Source organism: Mesorhizobium sp. P3_B5 (assembly GCF_056402815.1).
Window position 1 is genome coordinate 129,926 of the sequence record NZ_JBFUGR010000002.1, and the last position, 23,269, is coordinate 153,194.

The 23,269-nt window shown below is 64.0% G+C and carries 20 protein-coding genes and 1 tRNA gene; 10 read left to right on the plus strand and 11 right to left on the minus strand.

Annotated elements, in window-relative coordinates:
• Positions 1-21 precede the first annotated feature (21 nt).
• The 7 genes from iolD (at position 22) to phnN (ending at position 6,991) form a co-directional block, all read left to right on the plus strand.
• The gene (gene iolD / locus AC1DVW_RS05650; RefSeq protein WP_477321757.1) at positions 22-1,872 is read left to right on the plus strand and encodes a 3D-(3,5/4)-trihydroxycyclohexane-1,2-dione acylhydrolase (decyclizing); all 1,851 of its coding nucleotides are present in this window, start codon (positions 22-24) and stop codon (positions 1,870-1,872) included.
• Between the two features lie 107 nt (positions 1,873-1,979).
• Positions 1,980-2,897 (plus strand): myo-inosose-2 dehydratase, encoded by a 918-nt coding sequence (gene iolE / locus AC1DVW_RS05655; RefSeq protein ID WP_477321759.1) that lies wholly within the window; start codon positions 1,980-1,982, stop codon positions 2,895-2,897.
• 64 nt (positions 2,898-2,961) lie between these two features.
• Entirely contained in the window at positions 2,962-3,174 is a 213-nt protein-coding gene (locus AC1DVW_RS05660) for a DUF3329 domain-containing protein (RefSeq protein ID WP_477321761.1), read from the plus strand.
• Between the two features lie 351 nt (positions 3,175-3,525).
• Positions 3,526-4,338: a 5-deoxy-glucuronate isomerase gene (gene iolB, locus AC1DVW_RS05665; protein ID WP_477321763.1), complete on the plus strand. Its 813-nt coding sequence runs from the start codon at positions 3,526-3,528 to the stop codon at positions 4,336-4,338.
• Between the two features lie 153 nt (positions 4,339-4,491).
• Positions 4,492-5,199 carry a DUF1045 domain-containing protein gene (locus AC1DVW_RS05670; RefSeq protein WP_477321764.1) on the plus strand — a complete coding sequence of 236 codons (708 nt, stop codon included), beginning with the start codon at positions 4,492-4,494 and terminating at the stop codon, positions 5,197-5,199.
• Between the two features lie 26 nt (positions 5,200-5,225).
• On the plus strand, positions 5,226-6,365 hold the full coding sequence (locus AC1DVW_RS05675) for an alpha-D-ribose 1-methylphosphonate 5-triphosphate diphosphatase (protein ID WP_477321766.1): 1,140 nt from the start codon (positions 5,226-5,228) through the stop codon (positions 6,363-6,365).
• Positions 6,362-6,991, plus strand: a complete 630-nt coding sequence (phnN, locus tag AC1DVW_RS05680) for a phosphonate metabolism protein/1,5-bisphosphokinase (PRPP-forming) PhnN (protein WP_477321768.1) — start codon at positions 6,362-6,364, stop codon at positions 6,989-6,991. The genes AC1DVW_RS05675 and phnN overlap by 4 nt, the downstream gene beginning before the upstream one ends.
• Positions 6,992-6,999: 8 nt before the next feature.
• On the opposite strand, the gene AC1DVW_RS05685 is transcribed toward phnN, so the two are convergent.
• From AC1DVW_RS05685 to AC1DVW_RS05695, 3 genes are all read right to left on the minus strand, one after another.
• On the minus strand, positions 7,000-7,995 hold the full coding sequence (locus AC1DVW_RS05685; protein WP_477274295.1) for an ABC transporter permease: 996 nt from the start codon (positions 7,993-7,995) through the stop codon (positions 7,000-7,002).
• Positions 7,996-8,072: 77 nt separating this feature from the next.
• The gene (locus tag AC1DVW_RS05690) at positions 8,073-9,611 is read right to left on the minus strand and encodes a sugar ABC transporter ATP-binding protein (RefSeq protein ID WP_477322628.1); all 1,539 of its coding nucleotides are present in this window, start codon (positions 9,609-9,611) and stop codon (positions 8,073-8,075) included.
• A 119-nt stretch (positions 9,612-9,730) separates the two neighbouring features.
• Positions 9,731-10,693 (minus strand): sugar-binding protein, encoded by a 963-nt coding sequence (locus AC1DVW_RS05695; protein ID WP_477240667.1) that lies wholly within the window; start codon positions 10,691-10,693, stop codon positions 9,731-9,733.
• Between the two features lie 606 nt (positions 10,694-11,299).
• Here AC1DVW_RS05695 and AC1DVW_RS05700 point away from each other — a divergent pair.
• A complete protein-coding gene (locus tag AC1DVW_RS05700; protein ID WP_477321770.1) occupies positions 11,300-12,445 on the plus strand; it encodes a LacI family DNA-binding transcriptional regulator in 1,146 nt (381 codons plus the stop codon).
• 24 nt (positions 12,446-12,469) lie between these two features.
• Here AC1DVW_RS05700 and AC1DVW_RS05705 read toward each other — a convergent pair whose 3' ends face one another.
• The 4 genes from AC1DVW_RS05705 to AC1DVW_RS05720 all read right to left on the minus strand — a co-directional run bounded on the left by AC1DVW_RS05705 (position 12,470) and on the right by AC1DVW_RS05720 (position 16,711).
• A complete protein-coding gene (locus AC1DVW_RS05705) occupies positions 12,470-13,225 on the minus strand; it encodes an ATP-binding cassette domain-containing protein (protein ID WP_477240671.1) in 756 nt (251 codons plus the stop codon).
• Positions 13,218-14,273, minus strand: coding sequence for an ABC transporter permease subunit (locus AC1DVW_RS05710; protein WP_477321772.1), 1,056 nt, complete (start codon positions 14,271-14,273; stop codon positions 13,218-13,220). Before AC1DVW_RS05710 ends, AC1DVW_RS05705 begins: the two co-directional genes overlap by 8 nt.
• Before the next feature lie 117 nt (positions 14,274-14,390).
• Positions 14,391-15,368, minus strand: coding sequence for an ABC transporter substrate-binding protein (locus AC1DVW_RS05715; RefSeq protein WP_477240675.1), 978 nt, complete (start codon positions 15,366-15,368; stop codon positions 14,391-14,393).
• Positions 15,369-15,808: 440 nt separating this feature from the next.
• Positions 15,809-16,711, minus strand: coding sequence for a sugar-binding transcriptional regulator (locus AC1DVW_RS05720; protein ID WP_477321774.1), 903 nt, complete (start codon positions 16,709-16,711; stop codon positions 15,809-15,811).
• Between the two features lie 265 nt (positions 16,712-16,976).
• On the opposite strand from AC1DVW_RS05720, the gene AC1DVW_RS05725 reads away from it, so the two are divergent.
• Together AC1DVW_RS05725 and AC1DVW_RS05730 are read left to right on the plus strand one after the other, a co-directional pair.
• Positions 16,977-17,882 (plus strand): tagatose-bisphosphate aldolase, encoded by a 906-nt coding sequence (locus AC1DVW_RS05725; protein ID WP_477321776.1) that lies wholly within the window; start codon positions 16,977-16,979, stop codon positions 17,880-17,882.
• A gap of 251 nt (positions 17,883-18,133) precedes the next feature.
• Complete coding sequence (locus AC1DVW_RS05730; protein ID WP_477321778.1) at positions 18,134-19,588, plus strand: ROK family protein; 1,455 nt, start codon at positions 18,134-18,136, stop codon at positions 19,586-19,588.
• A 127-nt stretch (positions 19,589-19,715) separates the two neighbouring features.
• On the opposite strand, the gene AC1DVW_RS05735 is transcribed toward AC1DVW_RS05730, so the two are convergent.
• The 4 genes from AC1DVW_RS05735 to AC1DVW_RS05750 all read right to left on the minus strand — a co-directional run bounded on the left by AC1DVW_RS05735 (position 19,716) and on the right by AC1DVW_RS05750 (position 22,857).
• A complete protein-coding gene (locus AC1DVW_RS05735) occupies positions 19,716-20,183 on the minus strand; it encodes a hypothetical protein (RefSeq protein ID WP_477240683.1) in 468 nt (155 codons plus the stop codon).
• 287 nt (positions 20,184-20,470) lie between these two features.
• Positions 20,471-20,547: transfer RNA gene (locus AC1DVW_RS05740), tRNA-Arg, on the minus strand.
• A gap of 124 nt (positions 20,548-20,671) precedes the next feature.
• Positions 20,672-21,595 (minus strand): DUF1003 domain-containing protein, encoded by a 924-nt coding sequence (locus AC1DVW_RS05745; protein WP_477321780.1) that lies wholly within the window; start codon positions 21,593-21,595, stop codon positions 20,672-20,674.
• Between the two features lie 320 nt (positions 21,596-21,915).
• On the minus strand, positions 21,916-22,857 hold the full coding sequence (locus AC1DVW_RS05750; protein ID WP_477321782.1) for a D-alanyl-D-alanine carboxypeptidase family protein: 942 nt from the start codon (positions 22,855-22,857) through the stop codon (positions 21,916-21,918).
• Between the last annotated feature and the right edge of the window lie 412 nt (positions 22,858-23,269).

The following is a 23,269-nucleotide window of genomic DNA, read 5'->3' on the forward strand; positions in this document are numbered from 1 at the left end:
AGGACTGCGGAGGAAAACAAAATGACCAAGACAATCCGCCTGACGATGGCGCAGGCGCTGACCCGCTTTCTCAGCCAGCAGATGACCGAGATCGATGGCACGAAAGTGCCGATCTTCGGCGGTGTCTGGGCGATCTTCGGCCATGGCAATGTCGCCGGCATCGGCGAGGCGCTCTATCAGGTGCGCGACGAACTGCCGACCTTCCGTGCCCACAATGAACAGGCGATGGCGCATGCGGCGATCGCCTATGGCAAGGCCAATTTCCGCCGCCGCTTCATGGCGGCGACCTCTTCGATCGGTCCCGGCGCGCTCAACATGGTGACGGCGGCAGCGCTCGCACACGTAAACAGGTTGCCCGTCCTGTTTTTACCCGGCGATGTCTTCGCCAACCGCATTCCCGATCCGGTGCTGCAGCAGGCCGAGGATTTTTCCGACGGCACGGCGACGGTCAATGACTGTTTTCGTCCGGTGTCGCGCTATTTCGACCGCATCACCCGGCCGGAGCAGATCATTCCGGCGCTGGCCCGGACCATGCAGGTGCTGACCGATCCCGCCGAATGCGGCCCGGTGACATTGTCGCTCTGTCAGGACGTGCAGGCCGAGGCCTATGACTATCCCGAGAGCTTCTTTGCCGAACGCGTCTGGCACCAGCGCCGTGTCCGCCCGGACCGCAGCGAGCTGGCGGCCGCGGTAGCAGCGCTCAAAGGGGCAAAAAAGCCGCTGGTGATCGCTGGCGGCGGCGTGCTGTATTCGCAGGCCTCCGATGAACTGGCCAAATTCGTACAAGGCGCCGGCATTCCGGTCTGCGAGACGCAAGGCGGCAAATCCTCGCTGCCGGACGATCATCCGCTGAACATGGCGGCGGTCGGCGTCACCGGCACTTCGGCCGCCAACCGGCTGGCCGAGGAAGCCGACGTAGTGCTGGCGGTCGGCACCAGGCTGCAGGATTTCACCACCGGTTCCTGGTCGCTGTTCAAGAATTCCGGCAAGACCATCATCGGCCTCAACGTTCAGCCTTTCGACGCCGGCAAGCATCGCGCGCTGCCGCTGGTCGCCGATGCAGCCGAGGGACTGGCTGAGTTGGGTGCTGCGCTGAAAGGCTGGAAGGCGCCTGCCGTCTGGACCGACAATGCGGCCAGGGGCAAGACGGACTGGCAGGCCGATGCCAGCAAGGTGACGGCGTCGACCAACGCCGCCTACCCCTCCGACGCGCAGGTCATCGGCGCCGTACAGCGCGCTATGGGTTCCGGCGTGACGCTGCTGCATGCCGCCGGCGGTCTGCCCGGCGAATTGCATAAGCTCTGGCAGGCCGGTGCGCCCGGCTCCTACCACGCCGAATACGGTTTCTCGACCATGGGCTACGAGATCGCCGGCGGGCTCGGCGTCAAGATGGCCAAGCCCGACGAGGACGTCGTCGTCATGATCGGCGACGGCTCCTATCTGATGCTCAATTCCGAGATCGCCACGTCGGTGATGCTTGGCCTCAAGCTCACCATCGTGCTGCTCGACAACAGAGGCTATGGCTGCATCAACCGGCTGCAGATGGCGACCGGCGGCGCCAACTTCAACAATCTGCTGAAGGACTCGCGCCACGAGATCCTGCCCGACATCGACTTCGCGGCGCATGCGGCAAGCCTTGGCGCCATTGCCGAAAAAGTGCCGTCGATCGCCGGGCTGGAAAACGCGCTGCAAAAGGCCAAGAAGAACACGCGCACCACGGTGCTGGTCATCGACACCGATCCGCTGGTTTCAACCGATGCCGGCGGCACTTGGTGGGATGTGGCGGTGCCGGAAGTGTCCGCGCGCAGCCAGGTGAACGCGGCCCGCAAGGCCTATGATGAAAAGCGCCAGATGCAGACCATCGGCGATTGATGCTAGCTCCCTTCTCCCCGTCCCTATACGGGGAGAAGGTGCCGGCAGGCGGATGAGGGGCAGCGCCGGCGGCAAAAGAATGTACTGTTTCAATCTGGAGTGACGACTTGAAAGCCAAACTGGGCATGTCCCCCATTGCGTGGTGGAACGACGATCTTGCGGAACTCAGCGATGACGTGTCGCTGGAGGAGTGTTTGCGCCAGTCGCGTTCGGCCGGCTTCACCGGCATGGAAATGGGCCGCCGCTTTCCCAACGATCCCAAGATCATGCTGCCGATCCTGAAGACGGCCGACGTCACGCTGTGCGGCGGCTGGTTCTCCGGCACGCTGGTCGATGAAGACATGTCCAAGAACAAGGATCGCATCCAGCCGATGATCGACCTGTTCAAGGCCGTCAACGCGCCTTGCATCGTCTATGGCGAGGTCGGCCGCTCCATCCAGGGCGATCGCTCGAAGCCGCTCGCCACCAAGCCGAAACTCGCGGACGACGAGATGAAGGCCTACGCCAGGCGCCTGACCGAATTTGGCGAATGGTGCGCCGAACAAGGCATGCCACTGTCCTATCACCACCACATGGCGGCCGTGGTTGAAACCGAGCCGGAGCTCGATGCCTTCATGCGCTATTCCGGCGAAGGCATCCCGCTGCTGCTCGATGCCGGTCACCTCGCCTTTGCCGGCGGTGATGTGTTGCGCGCCATCGACAATCATCACCAGCGCATCAGCCATGTGCATGTGAAGGATGTGCGCATGGACGTGATCGACAATCTCGATCGCAGCAAGCAATCCTTCCTCGATGCCGTGGCGCTTGGCGCTTTCACCGTGCCGGGCGATGGTTCGCTGGACTTTGGCGCCATCGTGCAAAAGCTGGCGGACCATGGCTATGAGGGCTGGTTCGTGGTCGAGGCCGAGCAGGATCCGAAGAAGAATCCACCGCTGAAGATGGCGCAGGTCGGCTACGCCGAACTGATGCGGGTGATGACCGCCGCCGGCTACACGGTCGAAACGCAAGGCTTCCCCAACGCATGAATGCTGGATTTGCCGTGACGGGCAGCCTATCTGATGCCCAGTTGGTGAAACCCGGATTGGCCCGATGAAAGACTATGAGCACCCGTTCTTCCGGCCCTTGTGGCGGCGCGTTGCCATCGTCGTGGTCTGCCTCGCCTGGTCGGGGATCGAATTTGCCACCGGCACGCCATTCTGGGGCGTTCTCGCTCTTGGTTTCGCTGGCTACGCCGTCTGGCAGTTCTTCTACCTCTACAAGCCGGTCGATGAGGACAAGCCTCCGGTCGAGCCAAAGGAATAGAGCGGTCAATGGCGCAGAGGTTTTTGTGGATCGGATACGGCGTGCGTGGTGGCTCGCCGACGTTGGCGATTGGCAGGAACGCTCTTCACTTCGTCATCCTAGGGCGGAGCAAGGAGCGCAGCGACGCAGCGCAGACCCTAGGATCCATGCCATGACGTTGAAGGTGGCGTGACGGTGCAGGATTTCGCTCCGCTGCACCCTTCGGCCGAGGTAACGGCATGGATCCTAGGGTCTCCGCGACGGAGCTTCGCTCCTGCTTCGCCCTAGGATGACGAAGTTGAGAGGGCCCCGGCTAATCTCCGAAGTTTGTTCACGGGACCGCAAGCAGGGCTGAAATTAGGGAGACAAAAAATGTCGAAACTGCTCGTCAAAGCCAACAAGGGCCATGGCCGCGTCGCCCATGTCACGCCGAAAAGCGCCGGCTGGACCTATGTCGGCTTCGACCTGCATCGGTTGAAGCCCGGCGAGACGGCATCCGGCAAGACGCAAGATCGTGAAATCTGCCTGGTGTTCGTCACCGGCAAGGGCAAGGCAAAAGCCGGCGGCAACGAGCTCGGCCTGCTCGGCGGGCGCATGTCGCCTTTCGAAGGCAAGCCGTGGTCGGTCTATGTACCCGAGGGTTCGGACTGGTCGGTGACCGCAGACACTGAACTGGAACTCGCCGTCTGCTCGGCGCCCGGCCTTGGCGGCGGTCTGCCGGTCCGCGTCATCGCGCCCGACGATCTCGGCCAGGAGATCCGCGGCAAGGGCACCAACACGCGCTATGTCACCAACATCCTGCCGGAGGGCAAGCCGGCCGATTCGCTGCTGGTGGTCGAGGTCATCACGCCCGGCGGCCATACATCGAGCTACCCGCCGCACAAGCACGACCAGGACAATCTGCCGGCCGAGTCCTATCTCGAGGAAACCTACTACCACCGCCTCAACCCGCCGCAGGGCTTTGCCTTCCAGCGCGTTTACACCGATGCCGACAAGAATGGCGAACGCGCCCTAGATGAGGCGATGGCGATCGAAGACGGCGATGTCGTGCTGGTACCCGAGGGCTACCACCCCTGTGCGGCCTGTCATGGCTATGATCTCTATTATCTCAACGTCATGGCCGGACCGAAGCGGACGTGGAAGTTCCACAACGCGCCCGAGCACGAATGGCTGATGAAGGCCTGATCGGTCCCGCCTTTTCGGCTGAAGCTGTTGGTCCAGCTTGGAAAAATCGTCGGCTAAGGACCTTCAGGGTCGATTTGCCATCGAAAACCCTTCAAAGCTTCGTCAATCCGTCATGGAAATCGCCTATGGCAGCGGAGCTGACGAGGACTTCTTATGCGCTATGCCATCTATTTCACCCCCCGGCAGGACGAGCCGCTGGCGCGGATCGCCGCCAATTGGCTCGGCCGGGATCCGTTCGGCGCCGCCACCCGCCCGGTCGAGGCCGTGGGCGATTTGTCGGCGGCGGAAGTCGCCTTCCACACCGCGTCAGCCCGCCGCTACGGTTTTCATGCGACGCTGAAGGCGCCCTTCCGGCTGGCGCCGAACGAGACGGAAACCTCGCTTCGCGCGGCACTTGACGCTTTTGCAGAAGCGACGCCGGTGGTGACCATCCCGCGCCTGGTCGTCAGCCAGATCGACAGCTTCTTCGCGCTGGTGCCGGAGGGCCCGCTGCCGGCGCTCAACCGTTTCGCCGATGACGTCGTGCTTGGCTTCGACCGTTTTCGCGCGCCGCTAACCGAAGCGGAAATCGAACGCCGCAGCCCCGATTCGCTGAAGCCGGCCGAGTTTCGCAATCTCTGCCAGTGGGGCTACCCCTATGTCTTCGAGACCTTTCGGTTCCATATGACGCTGTCGGGCCGCGCCGGGTCACAGGAAAGCCCCCGTTTGCGCGCAGCAATCGACAGCCTGTTTGCGCAGGTGCTGCAACAGCCGGTGCCGGTCGACGCGCTGACGCTGTTTGTCGAAACCGAACCCGGCGCCCCGTTCATGGTGCTTTCCCATCACGCACTGGCGCGCCGCGCCGCCAGAAAAACTGCCTGACGCTGAACCAGCAAGGACTGCCTGCAATGACCGCCGAGACCGTTCTGAACAATGCCCGCATCGTCCTGGCCGACGAGATCGTCGAAGGCTCGATCGTGTTGCGCGACGGTTTCATCGCCGGCATCGAGGCCGGTGTCGGCCGAACCGGCGAGGACATGGGTGGCGACTACATCATCCCCGGTTTGGTCGAGCTGCACACCGATCACCTCGAAGGCCACTATGCGCCGCGACCGAAAGTGCGCTGGAATCCGATCGCCGCCGTGCTCGCCCATGACGCGCAGGTGGCCACCGCCGGCATCACCACCGTGCTCGATGCCTTGCGCGTCGGCATGGACGAGGATGCCGACCTGACATCCCTGGACATCCGCAAGCTGGCCGACGCCATCGAGGACAGCGTCCAGCAGGACCGGCTGCGAGCCGACCATTTCATCCATCTGCGCTGCGAGGTTTCGGCACCGGATTGCCTCGCCGCTTTCGCCAATTTCGACGGCGACGAACGGGTCAAACTGGCGTCGCTGATGGACCATGCGCCGGGACAGCGCCAGTTCGTCAATCTCGAAACCTACGCCTATTACTACCAGCGCAAGCTGAAGCTGACCGATCGCGACTTCAAGCTGTTCTGCGAAAAGCGGATGGCCGAATCGGAGCGGAATTCGGCCCCCAACCGGGCGGTGATCGCCGCTGCCTGCCATCAGCGTGGCATCGTGCTGGCCAGCCATGACGACGCCACGGCAGGCCATGTCGGCGAGGCGATCGAGCAAGGTGTGCGCGTCGCCGAGTTCCCGACCACCGAGGAAGCCGCTAGGGCTTCGAAGGACGCCGGCCTCGGCGTGCTGATGGGCGCGCCAAACGTCATGCGCGGCTCCTCGCATTCGGGCAATGTCTCGGCCCGCACGCTGGCTGGCGAGGGCCTGCTCGACATATTGTCGTCCGACTACATTCCTTTCAGCCTGATCCAGTCGGCCTTCTTCCTCGGCGACGTGGTCGAGGGAATTTCCCTGCCGCAGGCGGTGGCGATGGTCTCGAAGAACCCGGCCGATGCGGTCGGTCTCACCGATCGCGGCGTCATCGAACAAGGCCGGCGCGCCGATCTGGTTCGTGTCCGCGTCGATGACCACGTGCCCGTTGTCCGCACCGTCTGGCGCCAGGGACGCCGGGTCGCATGATGGTGTCGGCGTTGATCGAACGCGAGTTGTCCGCCGAGACGTTTCCGATCCGTGACGGTGTCTTCGTCGCCGTCGTCGGCCCAAGCGGCGCCGGCAAAGACACGGTGATCGGCTACGCCCGTGCGTGCTTCACCGAGGAGACGCGGCTGGAGTTCGTGCGCCGGGTCATCACCAGGCCTTGCGACATCACCAGCGAAGACCACGACACGCTGGCCGACGCTGCTTTTGTCGAAGCCGAAGCCGACGGTGCCTTCGCCGTCGCCTGGGAGGCGCATGGCCTGCGCTACGGCATCCCGGTCGATGTCGACTGGTCGGTCGCCAATGGCCGTGTTGCCATCGCCAATGTCTCCCGCGCGATCATCCCGGTCTTGCGCGAACGCTATGCCAATCTGGCCATCGTCGAGATCACCGCCACGCCGGAGGTGCTGGCCGAGCGGCTGGCCATGCGCGGCCGCGAGTCTCGCGGCGAAGTGCTGGCGCGGCTGGCGCGCAGCGCCAATGTGACCTTGTCGGAACCTGGCGTCACCTCAATCGACAACAGCGGCCCGCGCGAAGCGGCCGGCGAACGTTTCACTGAGGTGCTGCGCAAGGCGATGGCGTTTTCCGATATGTCGGGGATGATCTAGTCAGATCACTACTCCGCCGCCGCACCGGCCACGCTTTTGCGTGTCGCGTCCATCATCAGCCGCCGCGCCCGGAACACGCCCCATTGCTGGTCGACCAGCACACCGATCAGGATAACCCCGCCCATCACCGCGAAGTTGAGCGAGGAGGGGATGCCGAGCAGATTGACGAGGTTCTGCAGCTCCTGCAGCAGCACCGTGCCGAGGATCACGCCGATCAGCGAGCCTTCGCCGCCGCGCAGCGAGAAGCCGCCGAGCACCGCCGCCGCAATGGCGTAAAGCTCGTAGAACTGGCCGTGGCTGGCCGGCGAGATCGAGCGCGTGTACATGGCGAAATAGACCGCTGACAGCGCCGTCAGAACGCCGCAGATGACATAGGCGGCCATGACGACGCGCCCCGTTCTAATGCCGGAATATTTTGCCGCTTCCTCGTTCTTGCCGATGGCGTAGAGGTAGCGGCCGAACACCGAGCGGTGCAGCACCACCCACATGACGATGGCGATGACGATCAGCGCGATGAAGCTGTTCGGCACGCCCCAGCTGCGCCCCGCCGTCAGGAATTCGAGCTCCGGAAAATTCTGCCCGAAGCCGAAGCCCGCGGTTCCGTCGGCGGTGTAGAAGCGCGCCACGCCGCGATAGATCAGCAAACCGCAGAGCGTCACCACGAAGGGCTGCAATTTCAGCCGCGTGATCAGCCAGCCATGCACCAGGCCGATGATGGCGCCGAGCACCAGGATCAATGGCAGCGCGATCGGCCATCCCAAACCGCGCACGGCGATGAAGTCGATAAACAGCGTACCGAGCAGCGCCACCACCGATCCCACAGACAATTCGATGCCGCCGGTGATGATGACGAAGGCCTGGCCGATCGACAGGATGCCGAACAGGCCGATGAGGTTCGAGGTGTTGGCAAGGTTGATCGGCAACAGGAAGCGCGGATTGATGATCGCCACCACCGCTCCGACCACCAGGATCAGGATCAGCAGGCCGAGATCTTTCTTGCTCATCGTCTTCTCCCCAATGCCCGCTTGAGCAGGTTCTGCAAAACTGTTCCGCCGTTTTGCGACAGCGGCAAAAACAAGACCTAGTTCGGCTTCTTGCCGACAGCCAGCAACAGCACGTTTTCCTGGCTGAAGTGTTCCTTGTCGAGAATGCCGGAGATCTGGCCCTCATGCATGACGGCGATGCGGTCCGAAACGCCGATCACCTCTTCCATGTCGCTGGAGATCATCAGCACCGCGACGCCGGCATCGGCCAGCGCCCGCATCAGCCCGTAAATCTCGGCCTTGGCGCCGATGTCGATGCCGCGCGTCGGCTCGTCCAGGATCATCACCTTGGGGTCCATCGCCAGCCATTTGCCCAGCACCACCTTTTGCTGGTTGCCGCCCGAGAGCGTGCCGGTGCGCGTCTGCACCGATGGCGCCTTGATGCCGAGATTGGTCTTCTGCTTCTCGGCCGTGGCGGCCTCGGTGCTGGCGGAAACCAGGGAACGCCTGGCATGCGCCGGCAAATTCGGCAGCGAAATATTCTGCGCGATCGAGAGATCAAGCAGGATGCCGGTCAGTTTGCGGTCTTCCGGCACCAGGAAGATGCCGCTGGCCACCGCGTCGGCGGCGGAACCCAGAACCAGGCTTTGCCCGTCGAGCTGCAAGGTGCCGCCAAAGCTCTTGTCGATGCCGAACAGCACGCGCGCCAGTTCGGTGCGGCCGGAGCCGACCAGCCCGGCCAGGCCGAGGATCTCGCCATGCCTGACGTCGAGGTCGACCGGACGGTCGGGATAGGCGCCGGTGCGGATGGCCTTGGCCGACAGCGCGACGCTGCCCGGCGCGCGCGCCGCTTCGGCGGCCTTCTCGCGCTCCTTCAGCATGCGGCCGATCATCAGCTTGACCATCTGGTCGTGATTGATCGAGCTCTTCGGCAAGGTGCCGGCAAGCAGCCCGTCCCTGAGCACGACGACGCGATCGGCGACCCGCTCGACCTCGTGCAGGCGGTGCGAGATGAAGATGACGCTGATGCCGTCGGCCTTCAGCGCGGCGATGACATCGAGCAATTTGTCGGTCTCGGCGAGCGGCAGGCTCGACGTCGGTTCGTCCAGGATCACCAGTCGCGCCTTGATCGACAGCGCCTTGGCGATTTCGACCATCTGCTGCTGCGCCAGCGACAGCGACGAAACCGGCGTGTCGGCCGAGAAGTTGGCACCAACCCGCTTCAGCAACGGCGCCACCATGGAGCGAAGTTTTACCCGGTCGACCAGCCTGAGCGGACCGCCACGCAACGGCTCGCGGCCGAAAAAGATATTGGCGGCGACGTCGAGGTTTTCGAACAGGTTGAGTTCCTGGTGGACGAAGGCGATGCCCGAACCGAGGCTCCCTTCGACGGTCAGCCCGTGATGCGCGACGCCGTCGACGGTGATCGTACCGGTGTCCGGCGTCGTCACGCCGCCAAGGATTTTCATCAGCGTCGATTTGCCGGCGCCGTTTTCACCGACCAGGCCGATCACTTCGCCCGGCCTGACCTCCATCGAAAACCCATCCAGCGCGACAACGCCGGGATAGGTCTTGCGCACGCCCTCGAGGCTGAGGAACGGAGTGGATGCAACGATGGATGTGTCGGAGTAATTCATCATGCCTGACAGCAGCCGGTGGAACGAAATAGTCCCATCTGCAGACTGACGACCCTTGCCGGGTTCGTCAATGCGAACCGCCGGCCCGGGATGAACCCGAGCCGGCGCAATTCATTCGCTTAGTTCCCGGACATCGCCTTCAGATTGGCGGCATAGGCGTCGACGTCATCCTTGCCGATGATCTTGGTCGGCACGATGATCAGGCCGCCTTCCGGAATGCCCGACTTGTCGCCCTTGAGATAGGCCGCCATCAGCTTCATGCCTTGATAGGCCCATTCGAAGGGCTGCTGCACGACAGTCGCCGCCACGGTGCCTTCCTTGACGCCGCCCAGCGTGATCGGATCGTCATCGAAACCGACGACGGTGATCGAGCCGAGCTTGCCCGCGTCGCGCAGCGCTTCATAGATGCGCGGCGTGTTGTAGGAGTAGAAGCCGACCATGCAGGTGATGTCGGGGCTGGCGACCAGCGCGTCCTCGACATTCTTCTTGGCGCGCGCCTGGTCGATATCGTCACCGCGCACGTCGACCAGCTCGATCTTGCTGCCGGCGAGCCCGTCCTTCATGCCCTGGATGCGTTCCTTGGCATTGTCGGCGCCGAGCAGGCCGACGAAGCCCAGGCACTTGCCGCCGTCGGGCATCGCCTTCTTGGCAATCTCGGCCGCCTGCTTGCCGGCATCGACATTGGACGAGCCGATATAGGCGACGCGCTTGGTCTGCGGTGCGTCGCTGTCGGTGGTGAACAGCGCCGTTTCAGAAGCGATCTTGTTCAGGCCGTCGGTCGAGGTCTTGGGGTCGACGGCGGACACCATGATGCCCTTGACGCCGGCGGTCACCAGATCGTCCATCAGCCGCTGCTGGATGGCGACCGACGACTGCTCCGGATATTTGAGTTCGAGATTGTAGTCGGGCAGTTCGCCCTGCGCCTTCTTGACGCCGGCTTCCGCCGCCTTCCAGAAATCGGAAGCGCCGTTGACGACGAAGGCCAGTGTCGGCTTGTCGTCGGCACGCGCGATCGCCGTCGCCGACAATCCCAGCAGCAGGGCAGCCGCGGCTACGGATGCGTTTCGTATTGCAGATTTCATGTTCAACCTCCCATTTGGCTTAGACATTTTCGCTGATCAGAAAATTGTCGTTTGTGGCTTGGACGCCCTCTCCTCAAGGCGCTTCTAGGGCAGCGAAAGAACGGCGCCGTTCCAGCCACGTCGTGGACTTTAGAGACTCATTTGCGGTTCGTAAATAGTCCGATTTGTCTGACATTTCCGTGAACGTATGGCATTGTCCTGCCGGCCGCAGCCTGCCCGATATCGTGCCATACGCCTGCTCCAGTCATCGCTGCTCGATCCCGAGCTTTGCATGACCATTTGACGTTAGAACGCTTACGGGTATTAGTAAATAGTATTAGTTTCCGGTTGGAAATCGCGAGGTCGGTTGTGGAGATGGCGGCGAAGACGGGGAGGTTTGCGGTCGATGCGAGCCGTGGCGGAGCGAAAAAGAAGAGCCACCGCAAGGTCTTGCCCTATCAGACGTTGCCTGATGCCTTGCCTGCTCACGCGTCGCGGACGGCTGTATGGTAGCCGGGATGCTAATAATCATTGGCGCGCGGTCAGATTATAAACGCACGCCACCGGACCATCTTGCTGTTGTGCCGGCCTGTGGTTAGACAGGCTGGGATGGGGGACGAGACTGCAATGAGCGAACCGACGGAACTGCGCGATCCCTCTCCCGAGGTTTCCCGGCGCCGCAAGCCAGCGGGCAAAAACCCCAAGGGCCGTGTCACCATGACCGACATCGCCAGGGCCGCGGGCTGCTCGCAGGCGACGGTTTCGTTCGTGCTCAACAACACGCCGGGCATCAGGCTGTCGCAGCAGACCCGCGAGCGGGTGATCGAGGCGGCGCGCACGCTTGGCTATTCACCGCCCGCCTTTTCCGCCTTGCAACGCCCGGTGCCCGCCTTCGACGGGCTGGACGGGGTGATCGGCTTTGCCGTCGACCAGCTGGCGACCAGCCCGGAAGCGGTCGTTGCTATCGAAGGCGCGCGGCAAGCCTCGTGGAATGCCGGCAATGTGCTTTTGGTGGCGCAGACGCTGGGCGATTCCGTCATGGAGCCGCGCGCCATTGCAGCACTGACCAAGCGGGGCATTTCGGCGCTGATCTACATGACCATCTTCACCCGCGAGATCGTTGCCCCTGACTATCTCTACGGTCTCGACATCCCGGTCATTTTGCTCAATTGCTACACCGCCGACTATGCCTTCCCCGCCGTGGTGCCGAGCGAGATCGCCGGCGGCCAGAGTTCCACCCGCCATCTGATCAGCCATGGCCACCGCCGCATCGCCACCATCACCGGTGAACCCTGGATGCAGGCGGCGCAGGATAGGCTCAAGGGTTACCGCCGGGCGCTGGCCACGGCCGACATCCCGTTCGATCCGGAACTGGTGGTCGAGGGCGACTGGTCGGCCAGCGCCGGCTATGCCGCCACCGTCAAGCTATTGGCGCTGAAGGATCGCCCGACCGCCATCTTCTGCCAGAACGACCGCACCGCCATCGGCTGCTACGAAGCGCTGAAGGAAGCCGGCCTGCACATTCCCCAGGACATCTCAGTCGTCGGCTATGACGACGAGGAAATCGCCCGCCATCTGTTCCCGCCGCTGACGACCTCGATCCTGCCGCACATGGCAATGGGCCAATGGGCGATCGAACAGCTGGAAGTGCCGGCCCCGCCTGGCCGTGGGCGGTATCCCATCACCAAGCTGGAGTGTCCGCTGGTGGAAAGGGAGTCGGTAAGCGCTGTCGCCGGGCCGTCCACGAGTTCGCGCGAAACATCGGTGGGCTAAAGCGTCGGCTCGCCGTCCGGCGCTCTATCCGCCAACCATCAGCTTGACGACTTCATCGTGGTTGGTTTCCGAGATCTTGCGCTCGCCGGCCTGGACGCCGCGCCGCAGCACGACGATGCGGTCGGACACGGCAAAAATGTCCTGCAGATTGTGCGAGATGAAGATCACGCCGCGGCCTTGTGCCTTGAGCTGGTGGATGAGCGAAATGACCTTGCGCTGCTCGGGCACGCCAAGCGCTGCCGTCGGTTCGTCCATGATCAGGATCTGCGCGTCCCAATAGACGGCCCGGCCGATGGCGACAGCCTGGCGTTGACCGCCGGAGAAATTGCTGACCGGGGCCTCCAGCCGGCTGACATGGAAATCCAGCCGGCTCATGGTCTGCTTGGCGGCGACGGCCATCGCCTTGCGGTCGAGCACCGGCAGGAAGCCGAAGGCCTTGCGCATGGGTTCACGGCCGAGGAAGATGTTGGCGCCGATCGACAGATTGTCGGCCAGTGCCAGGTCCTGGTAGATGGTCTCGATGCCCTTTTCGCGCGCCTCCTGCGGCGTCGCAAAGGTGACTGGCTGGCCCCTGAGCAGGATCTCGCCGCCGGTCGGCTGAAACACCCCCGATATCGCCTTGATCAGCGTCGTCTTGCCGGCGCCGTTGTCGCCGGCCAGCGCCACCACTTCGCCCGGCCGCACGGCCATGGAGAAATCGTTGAGCGCCTGCACCGCGCCAAAATGCTTGGAAAGGTGGCGAACTTCGAGAAGCGGTGTGGTCTGATCGGAACTATTCATCCTGGCGAGCTCCACTGAACCGGCGCTGCGCCTGGTCGATTAGGACGGAGATGATGATGACGACGCCGACAGCGATGAACTGCCAGAACGGCTCGACATTGACGAAAACCAGCCCGTACTGGATGACCGCGATCACCAGCGCGCCGGCGACCGTGCCGAAGATGGTGCCGGAGCCGCCGAACAGGCTGGCGCCGCCGATGACCACGGCCGCGACGCTGTCGAGCAGCAGCGGCTCGCCGGCCTGCGCGGCGCCGGCGGTGAAGCGCGCCGCATAGAGCGCCCCACCAAGGCCGGCGCACATCGCCGACAGCACGTAGAGGCGCAGTATGTGCCCCCTGATGTCGATGCCGGCGCGACGCGCCGCCTGGACGTTGGCGCCGATGGCGTAATTGTGCTGGCCGAACCGGGTCTGGCTGAGCAAATAGTGCATCACGATGACGAAGATGGCGGTGATCATCACGAGATAGGGCACGCCGTAGAATTTGCCGTTGCCGAGCAGCGCGAACCAGGAATTCTGCACCGGCACCGTGGTGCCGCCGGCGAGCAGGTAGGCAGCGCCGCGCGCCACGCCGAACATGCCGAGCGTGCCGATGAAGGGCGGGATTCTGAGCCGCGAGATCAACAGGCCGTTGATGACGCCGGGCACGCCGGCGACAAGCACGGCAGCCAGGATGCCGGCCAGCATGGCCAGCGGCAGCGGGATTGCGGCGCCCGCCATGTTGGTCGCGTGCGCGGCGATGACGGCCGCCAGCCCCATGATGAAGCCCAGCGAGAGGTCGATACCGCCCGAAATGATGACGAATGTCTGTCCGGTCGCCAGCAGCAACGGCGCAACGGCAAAGATTGCAATGGACTGCACGTTGAACGGATTGAGCACGAAGGTGGCGCCGAAGGAGAGCCGCGACCAGACCTCGAAACAGATGATCAGGCCGGCAAGGAACAGCCAGGCCCGGCCTTCGGCGATCCGGCCGAGCAAGGTTCTGGTGGGATCACCATGGTCCGCCTGGGGGGCGACATGCTTTTCGACCTGTTGTGATGTTGACGTCATCAATGCATCCGATCCGCGGCTTGGCTGTCCTGGCCAGGCCTGTGTCAAACAGGGTCCCGGCGCGATACCGGGCATCGGTCTCCTCCCGGCTCGCCGGGAGGAGACCAGAGTGAGGACTTATTCGGAGTAAAGATACTTCGAGATGTTCGGATCCGCGATGTTGGACTTGTCCATGATCGTGAAGCCGGTGCCGATCGCAACCGGGATCGAATGGCCGGTCAGATGGGCATAGGCCGAAACGACGCCGAAATAGCCGATCTCGGCCGGATGCTGCGCAATCGCAACGTCGACCAGGCCGGTGTTGATGTTGTCGACGATGCTGGTCGGCGCGTCGAACGCCACGACCTTGACGACACCGCTCTGTCCGGCCTGCTTGACGCCATTGGCGGCACCCAGCGCGGAGAACAAATTGGCGCCGAACACGCCGACGAGATCGGGGTTGCGCGCGAACACCGCTTGCAGCTGCGACGCCGCTTTGTTGGCGTCGTCCTCGTTGAACTGGGTCTCGAGCACGGTGATGCCGGTATGCTTGGCCATCTCCTTCTTGAAGCCTTCTTCACGCTGGTCGGTGGTCGAGATGCCGGGCTTGACGTTGGAAACGTAGACCTTGCCCTTGTCGCCAATGGCGGTGGCGAGCGCCCGCGCGGCAATCTCGCCGCCCAGCACGTTGTCCGAAGCGATATAGGCCAGCGGGAAATCCGCATCGCCGGCGCCGGTCTGGTAGACGCCGCTGCCGATGAAGGTGTCGACGGTGATAACCGGAATGCCGGCATCATTGGCCTTGCGCAGCGGCTCGACCAGCTGAACCTTGTCGGTCGGCGCGATCAGGATGGCGTCCGGCTTCTTGGCGATGACGGCGTCAAGCACGGGGACCTGGGTGACCGGATTGAAATCCGGGGCGCCCTGGAAAACCAGGTTGACGCCAAGTGCATCGGCTGCCGCCTGGGCGCCCTTGCGCATGGTGATGTAGAAACCGTCGGTGGTCAGGCCCGGAACGAGCGCAATGGTGAACTTCTTGTCTTCGGCCTGAGCCGATCCGATCAGCGCCGTTGCGCTGATGGCGAGAGCCGCGAGCGCGGCAACGATCTTCTTCATGACATCCTCCTCATGGGTGTTGGCAGATTTGCCGTTGCGATTGGAATCGAAATGGCCGTCGATCTGTTCAAGGGCTGACGGCCGGAAACGCCTGCTTGCTGTTACGGGCAGCTCCTCCCAGGCGCCTCCCAAGTCGTTAGGTCAGCCGGTCGAAACCGACCGGCCTGATATCGGCGGTTCCGTTTCCTTGCCTCCGCAAGGTCCAGAGAACCGCGCTGCCCGACACGCATGCGTGCCTAGCTGAAAAGTTGTAACACTTTGCTGAAAGAAATTGCAACCGGGTATTTCCCGGGCCGAAACGCTTTTCAAAACGGACGGCATCTGCCTGCTCCGCGGAGCCCCCGCGGGAGACTAGAGCATGATCCCGAAAAGGGGAAACCGGTTTTCGGGGGAGATCATGGTCCAGCAAAAGGGTGATTTTTGCAGTCGGGCGGACGACTCTACCGCGGCAAGGCGTCGAGGATGGCCTGCGCCGTCTTGGTGTCGGTTATCAGCGCGTTGATGAGCTTGGCCCGCACAGCGCCGATGATGGCGCTCGCCTTTTCCGGCAAGGCGGCGACGCCGATGACCAACGGCACGGCGCGAAGCTGGGCCGGCGACATGGCGATCATCCGGCTCTCGCCTTCCCAAGGGATCAGCGTGCCGTCGGCGTCGAAATAGTGGCGGATGACGTCGCCTGCGGCATGAAACAGCGCCTGTTCGCTCAGCGTCGCGGCACTTGCCTCGGGCGGGTTGATGGCATGCGGCAGGCCGATGCCGACGATCGCCACATCGGTGCGGTCCCACAGCGCGACACTGTCGGCAATGGCCGCATCGCTAAGAAAAACCTCGCGCAATTCGGTCGACGGCAGATAGGGCGCATGGATGAAGTGCGGCGTGCCGCCGAACTCCTCGGCGGCGAGGCGCACAAACTCGTTGATCTGGAAATGCGCCGCCTGCTGCTGCATGCCGCCGGTGGCCGCGACGGTGAGAACGCCGGGAATGCGGGGCAGGCCGGCGCGGATCACCTCGCGGATGGCGCGCCCCCAGCCGATCGCGACCACCGAGCCGGCCGCCAGCTCGGCTTGCCTGAGCAAGGCGCCGAGCGGTGCGGCGAGCGCCGCCAGCGCACCGGCCGCCGGTGTCTCGACCACCGCGGCAGTGCGCAGCCCGAGCCCGTCGATCAGCTGCGTGGTGATGATCTCGGGCGTTGCCAGGTCGAGAACCTCGATGCGCACGATGCCTTCTGCCCTGGCCCGCTGCAGCAACCGCGATATGGTCGCGGTGGAGACGCCGAGCCGGCGCGCGATATCGACCTGCGACATCTCCGCCTCGTAATGCATCTTGGCGACCGTATGCAGCATCGTCCGCGATGCGGCCGCATCGTTTGCTGAGGGGACAGACAGCTTGCAATTCCTTTCAGCAATGTGTTACAGGTCCGGCGACTGATCGAGTTATCGCGCAAATCGGGCAGACCTGCAACGTGAGTTCGTTCCCACGGCACCTTGTGGGGTCCGGCCGGATTTTCAGGGTTCGATAGCAGATCGATGCGGCATGCCTGCCGCGAGGTAGGCAACCGTCCTGTTCCACAAAATTGCGCCCTGGGGCGCCAACATCGGACAAAACACCATGACCAAGATGACGACTGCAGAGTTGCGCGGCTACCAGCAGATCTGCGGCAAGGACGGCGCAATGATGGCCATCGCCTGCGACCAGCGCGGCGGCATGCGCACGCTTCTGGCGTCGGACCCCGAAGAACAGGCCAAGATCACCAACGACATGCTGGGCGACACCAAGGCCGACATCACCCGCTACCTCGCCAGCCAGGCCTCCTGCGTGCTGCTCGACCCGCTCTGCGCCGTGCCGCGGGTGGTCGATGAAGGCGTGCTCAACCGCGATACGGCGCTGCTCATCGGCCTCGACGCCTCCGGCTTCGATGTGACGCCGCAGGGCTACCGCCTGTCGCGCCTCGTTCCCGGCATCGACGCGCGCCGCGTGCGCGAACTCGGCGGCACCGGCGGCAAGATCATGGTCTATCTCAGGGCCGACAAGCCTGAGGCGAACGAGCACAACACTGCCATTCTGCGCCAGTGCATCGCCGATTTCGGTAGGGAAGACCTGCTGCTCGTCGTCGAGTTCCTGACCTATCAGCTCGAAGGCGAAAGCGTTGAGGACTATACGGCCAAGATCCCCTCGCTGGTCGAGCAAGGCACCCGCATCTCGCTGGACTGCGGCGCCAAGGTGCTGAAGCTTCCCTATCCCGGCACGCCGGAATCCTGCGCCCGGATCACCAGCATGGCCGGCGACGTGCCGTGGGCGGTGCTGTCGGCCGGCGTCAACCACGCGACCTTCCTTGGCCAGGTCGAAATCGCCATGCAGAACGGCGCCTCGGGCGTCATCGCCGGCCGCTCGCTGTGGAAGGACTGCATCTCGCTCGACCGTGACATTCAGCGTGAAAAGCTCAAGACCATCGCCGTGTCGAGATTGCGCGAGCTGCAGGCAGTGATTGGCAATTACCGGCAGAAAGCCGCCTAAGGCATGCTGATATTCAGGTGATGCCGGCCTGCGAATGACTGATACCTGCGCTTCCGGCCTTCGCCGGCCGAAGCGCTCTTGAGTGGCCGTGGCAGTTAAGGCTACGGTCGGCGTAGGCCGGTGCTCACGTACTTCAAGTACGCTCCGCTCCGGTTCTCGGTATCAGCCATTCTCGACTCGGCCTGACCTGAATCTCAACACACCTTGGAGCAGGGTTCAGACAGGTACGGAACGTCATGCCTCAAAGATCGATGGCCATCGGAATCGATATCGGCGGCACCAATCTGCGGGCCACCCGCATTTCCGCCACCGGCGAAATCCTCAAACGCCTGTCCGAGAAAAGCGCGCCCGACCCGGAGCTCGTTCTCGGCCGCATTGCCGACATGGTGCACCAGCTCGACGCGCCCGACGTGGCGGCGATCGGCGTCGGCGTCCCCGGTCGCGTCGAAGCGCGGCGCGGCGCGGTGCTGTCCGGCGGCTATGTCGACCTCGCTTCGGTTGCGCTCGCGCAGCGGCTGGAAAGCATGGCCGGCAAGCCCGTCATCATCGACAATGACTGCAACATGGCGCTGACAGCCGAAATGGCGCGCGGCGCCGGCAAGGGCCACAACAACATCGTCATGTTCACCATCGGCACCGGCATTGGCGGCGCGGCGGCTGAAAACAGGCAGATCGTGCGCGGCAAGGCGACGGCGGGCCAGCTCGGCCATATCGGCGTCGACCTGAACGGCGAGCTCTGCATCTGCGGCCGGCGCGGCTGCGTCGAAACCACCAGCTCCGGCACCGCCCTTGGCCGCCACATCGCCCGCGCCGGCCTCGGCCCCGACGTGTCGGTCGATCAGCTGTTTGCCAGGGATGCCGACGGCGATGCCGTCGCGCGCGGCATATTGGAAGCATGGGCGAGGCCGCTGCGCGCCGCAATCGACACCGCGGTCGCCATGTTCGCCCCCGATCTGGTGCTGCTCGGCGGCGGGCTTGGCCACGCGGCGCACAGGGCGCTCGCCTGCGCCCCGGCCCTGGCGCCATGGTATCAATGCCCGGTGGAGCCGGCGCAGCTCGGCGACGACGCTGGCGTCATCGGCGCCGGCCTGCAAGCGCTGGCGGCAAAAGCGAAGGTCGCTGCCGCACCAGTATCCTTGCCATCCGCGCGGCTCGGCCCGGGCCGGCCTGCCGCCCGACGCGCCGTGCTGGTCAACGGCATCCCTGCCTCAGGCAAGAGCACGGTCTCGCGCGGCATTGCCGAGCGCATGGGTTGGCCCTTGCTGGCGCTGGATACGATCAAGAACCCGTTCCTCGAAGCGCTCGGCGGCGGCGACCGCGAATTCAACCGCACGCTCGGCCGCGCCAGCTACCAGGCCATCTGGTCGGTCGTCGGCGAAGCCCCTGCCGGCAGCATTTTCGTCGTCGACGCCTGGTTCGGCTTCCAACCGCGCCAGCTGCTCGAGGATCATTTGCAAAAGGCCGGAATCGTCGAGACCGCCGAGATTTGGTGCCATGCCCCCGGCGAAGTCCTGGCCGAGCGCTATCGCGCCCGGCTCGACCAGCGCCTTCCTGGCCATCCCGGCGCGGCCTACATCCCCGAGCTGATCGAACTGGCCAAACGCGCCGAGCCGCTGCGGCGCGGACCGCTGTTTGATGTCGACACGACGAAGGCGATCGATTTCGACGCCATCACAGCGTGGCTGCAGGCGATGGTTCACGCATAGTCAGCCTGCGTTCGCGGTGGTGCGCGGGCCGGCTGCTCAAGGGAGAAAACAGAACTCCATCCCGATCGCATCGGGATGGAGCCGTCAAAGCCTTCGGCCTGTCCGATACTGCCAATACTGCGAACGCTCAGCGGCGCGCCAGCAGGAGGCAGAGCTGCTTCAGGTCGCGATCGTAGGTGCCCTGGCCGCTGAGCACGCTGGCGCAGCGTTTCTTCATCCGGGCGATCTGGCTTTTCGACATGGCGGAAAGCGCAGCCACCGCTGGCGGCGTGGCTATCGCCGGCTGGTTGGGATCTCTCGGACTGGTGACGCCAACGCCGACACCGGCGCTGACACCACCGCCGACCGATGCACCGGCGCCCGCGGAAACGCCGCCAGTTCCGCCAACCGTGGCGCCCGCACCGGCGGTGACGCCGCTGGTGCCGCCAACGGAAGCGCCGACCCCGACGCCACCGCCACCGACCGAGGCGCCGGCATTGACCCCACCGCCGCCACCGAGGCCCAAGCCGAGCCCGGCCGCGCTAGCGGGAAAAGACAAAGCGACGACAACCGCACCTCTCGCCAAGATCTTGGTAAGATTCCGCAAGAAAACCATTTATGATGCTCCCCGTATTGGTTACCCGGGCACAGGCTGAATGACATCGGTTACCAATATCATTACGCCAGTGTAGCGTTTTTAGTTTCCTACTGAATAGGAGTTACTGGAAATCGTTGTTATTGTATTTCCAGTTGCTTGAGATAGATAGTTCACAATTGCCGCAAAGAATCGACAATTTCCAAACGCCCGCCAGCGGAGCTGACATGGTCAATGGCTATTGGCGGGGCTGCCGTGCGGGAACTGGCTATCGAGCAGCCAAGTAAGACATGAGTGATTGAAATCAGTGGCGCACCCGACAGGATTCGAACCTGTGACCTCTGCCTTCGGAGGGCAGCGCTCTATCCAGCTGAGCTACGGGTGCCTTCAGGATCGGCGATCTTGAAAACGAACCAGCCGGTGAACCGGCCAGCCACGGCTTCTTAGCGGAAGCCGGCGCGGGCTTCAACGGGCAATTGGCATCGCTTCGTTGGAGCTTGGCGCGTCCATCACCCCGCCGCCTCACCCTTCATCACCCGCCGCCGCACCCCCCGTGTCGCCCGCTTCGGCTTCTTCGCGCCGGTGAGCTCGTGCATCGCATCCAGTTGCATCTGCTGCATTTCGGCCAGCCGCGTCCATTGGCGCGAGATCAGGTAGTCGAGCTTTTCGTGCAGGTGCCGCACTTCGAGCTCCGCCTTCAGGTTCACCCGGTAGTCGTTGAAGGAGCGCAGCCGATCCTTGGTTTCCTGCCGCTTCTGGCTCATCATGATGATCGGCGCCTGGATCGCGGCAATGCAGGAGAGCAGCAGGTTCAAGAGGATGAAGGGATAGGGGTCGAAAGCGCCCCCCATGCCCTCGATGAGATTGATGCCGATCCACACCGCAAGCACGCTGGCGAACGAGATCAGGAACCACCAGCTGCCGCCGAACGCCGCCATATTGTCCGAGACGCGGTCGGCAAACGTCCGGTGTTCCTCGAATTCCTCTTCCGAGTTTTCCGAAATCGTGTCCTGCCTGGCGATCGATTCCACCACCTGGCGGTCGAGCTCGGAGAATTCGCCGTGCTCCTGCTGCAGCAGCTCCTCCATGTAACGCATGCGGTAGCGGCCGAGCTCGGCGCGGCTGATGCGGGCGCCATGCGGCAGGTCCGGATGGTCGGCGCGGATGCGGTCGGCGAGGCTCGGGCGCAGTTCGTCTATGCGCACCAGGTCGCGCTTGTGGAACTTCCGGCCTGATATCGCCGACGGCTTCTTCTTCGGCTTGACCCGCGATGCGCCGGGCAGGGTCGGCTCGGAGTCCGGCACATCAGGGGCTTCGAGATGCTCGTCCGCAGGCGCGTCGTCCGCCACGGTGGCCGCCTCGAGATATTCGCCGCCCGACAGTTTCGCGTCGTCTGCCGCCTTCTGCGCGGATGCCTTGGGGTCGCCGGCCATGGTCAGTGCTCCTGTTTCTCGGGCTTTCCGATACGATACGCCAAGCCGGCGCGGCATATCCATCGCGACTGTGAAGCTGGTGTGACCAAACAAGTTCTTGTGATTGCCCGTGCGGGTGAGATCTGTAGTGATCCTTCGCGCCCCCCTCTGTCCTGCCGGACATCTCCCCCACTTGGGGGGAGATCGGATGTCGCGCCGGCTTTCGCCAATCGCCAACTTTGCAGGATTGAGCGGGGCGCCGAAGCTGCCAATCTCCCCCTTGTGGGGGAGATGTCCGGCAGGACAGAGGGGGGCGCTGTCCYGCCAGCGTCTCAAAGCTTCTATTGCTCCGGCAAACCAGGTAGCGGCAAACCGGGTAGCGGCGAAGCGGTTGGCTGCTGCCCTGCGTACATCAGCCTTGTCTTGGCATTCGCACTGGTCGGCGACAGGCTGCGCTGGATCAGCGCTTCGACGTGGTCGTTGCGCTGCCTGGCGCTGTCGGCGCCCATCACCACCACGATCAGCCGGCGGCCGTCGGCATCGTAGGAGGTCACGATGTTGAAGCCGGAGGCTTTGATGTAGCCGGTCTTGATGCCGTCGACGCCGCGCACCCGGCCGAGCATGTCGTTGTGGCCGCGCACCAGCCGTCCGCGGAACATGAAGTCGCTTTCGGAGAAATAGTGGAATTGCTGCGGGAAGCGGGCGCGCAGCGCCATGCCCAGCACCGCCATGTCGCGCGCGCTCGTGTGCTGGTCGTCGTCGGGCAGGCCCGATGCGTTGCGGAACACCGTGCTTGTCATGCCGATTTGGCGCGCCTTGGCGGTCATGGCGCCGGCAAACGCCTCTTCCGAGCCGCCGAGATATTCGGCGATGGCCACCGCCACATCATTGGCCGATTTGACGACGATGGCGCGGATCGCCGAATCGACATCGATGGTCTCGCCGCGCTTGAAGCGCAATTTGGTCGGCGGCTGCCGGGCGGCATTGTCCGAAACCGGGATCTGTGTCTCCTTAGTGACGCGGCCGGAGTCCAGCGCCTCAAACAGCAAATAGAGCGTCATCATCTTGGTCAGCGAGGCCGGATAGCGCTGCGCCGTCGAATTGACCTCGAACAGCTGCTTGCCGCTGCTGGCGTCGATGACGACAGCCGCATATTTCTGCGGCGGCGCCGGCACCGCCAGCACGCTGTCGGGCGGCGCGGTGGTGCAGCCGGCAACAAACAGCAGCAGCGTCAACGCCGCGACAAATCTCTGGACGAGGGAAGGGAAGCGGAAAGCGGGCAAGTCGGTTCCGAAGCAAGCTGTTGCTGAGAGGGCCGGAACCTAGCCTAACCCGATTGCTTCGTCCATTTGGTTAACGGTGGCGCGGGACGCGCTGCCAGTGAAGCTGCCGATCTCCCCCCTTGCGGGGGAGATGCCCGGCAGGGCAGAGGGGGGTGCTGTCCCGCCGACCCTGTCAATCAATCGCAGCCCTGCCTTCAAACGAGTTCTCGTCGAAGTGGCTGAAATCAGAAGCTGGCGATCCTTCCCACCCCCTCTGTCCTGCCGGACATCTCCCCCGCAAGGGGGGAGATCGGAACGACCTCCGCTTTCGCCAACCACCAACGCTGGAAGGCGGGGCTCGACCACCGCCACCGCCCCGAAATCGCCTGTTTCCTGTTCTGTTTTGCCTTCGGGGTCGCGCTGCTGTTAATTG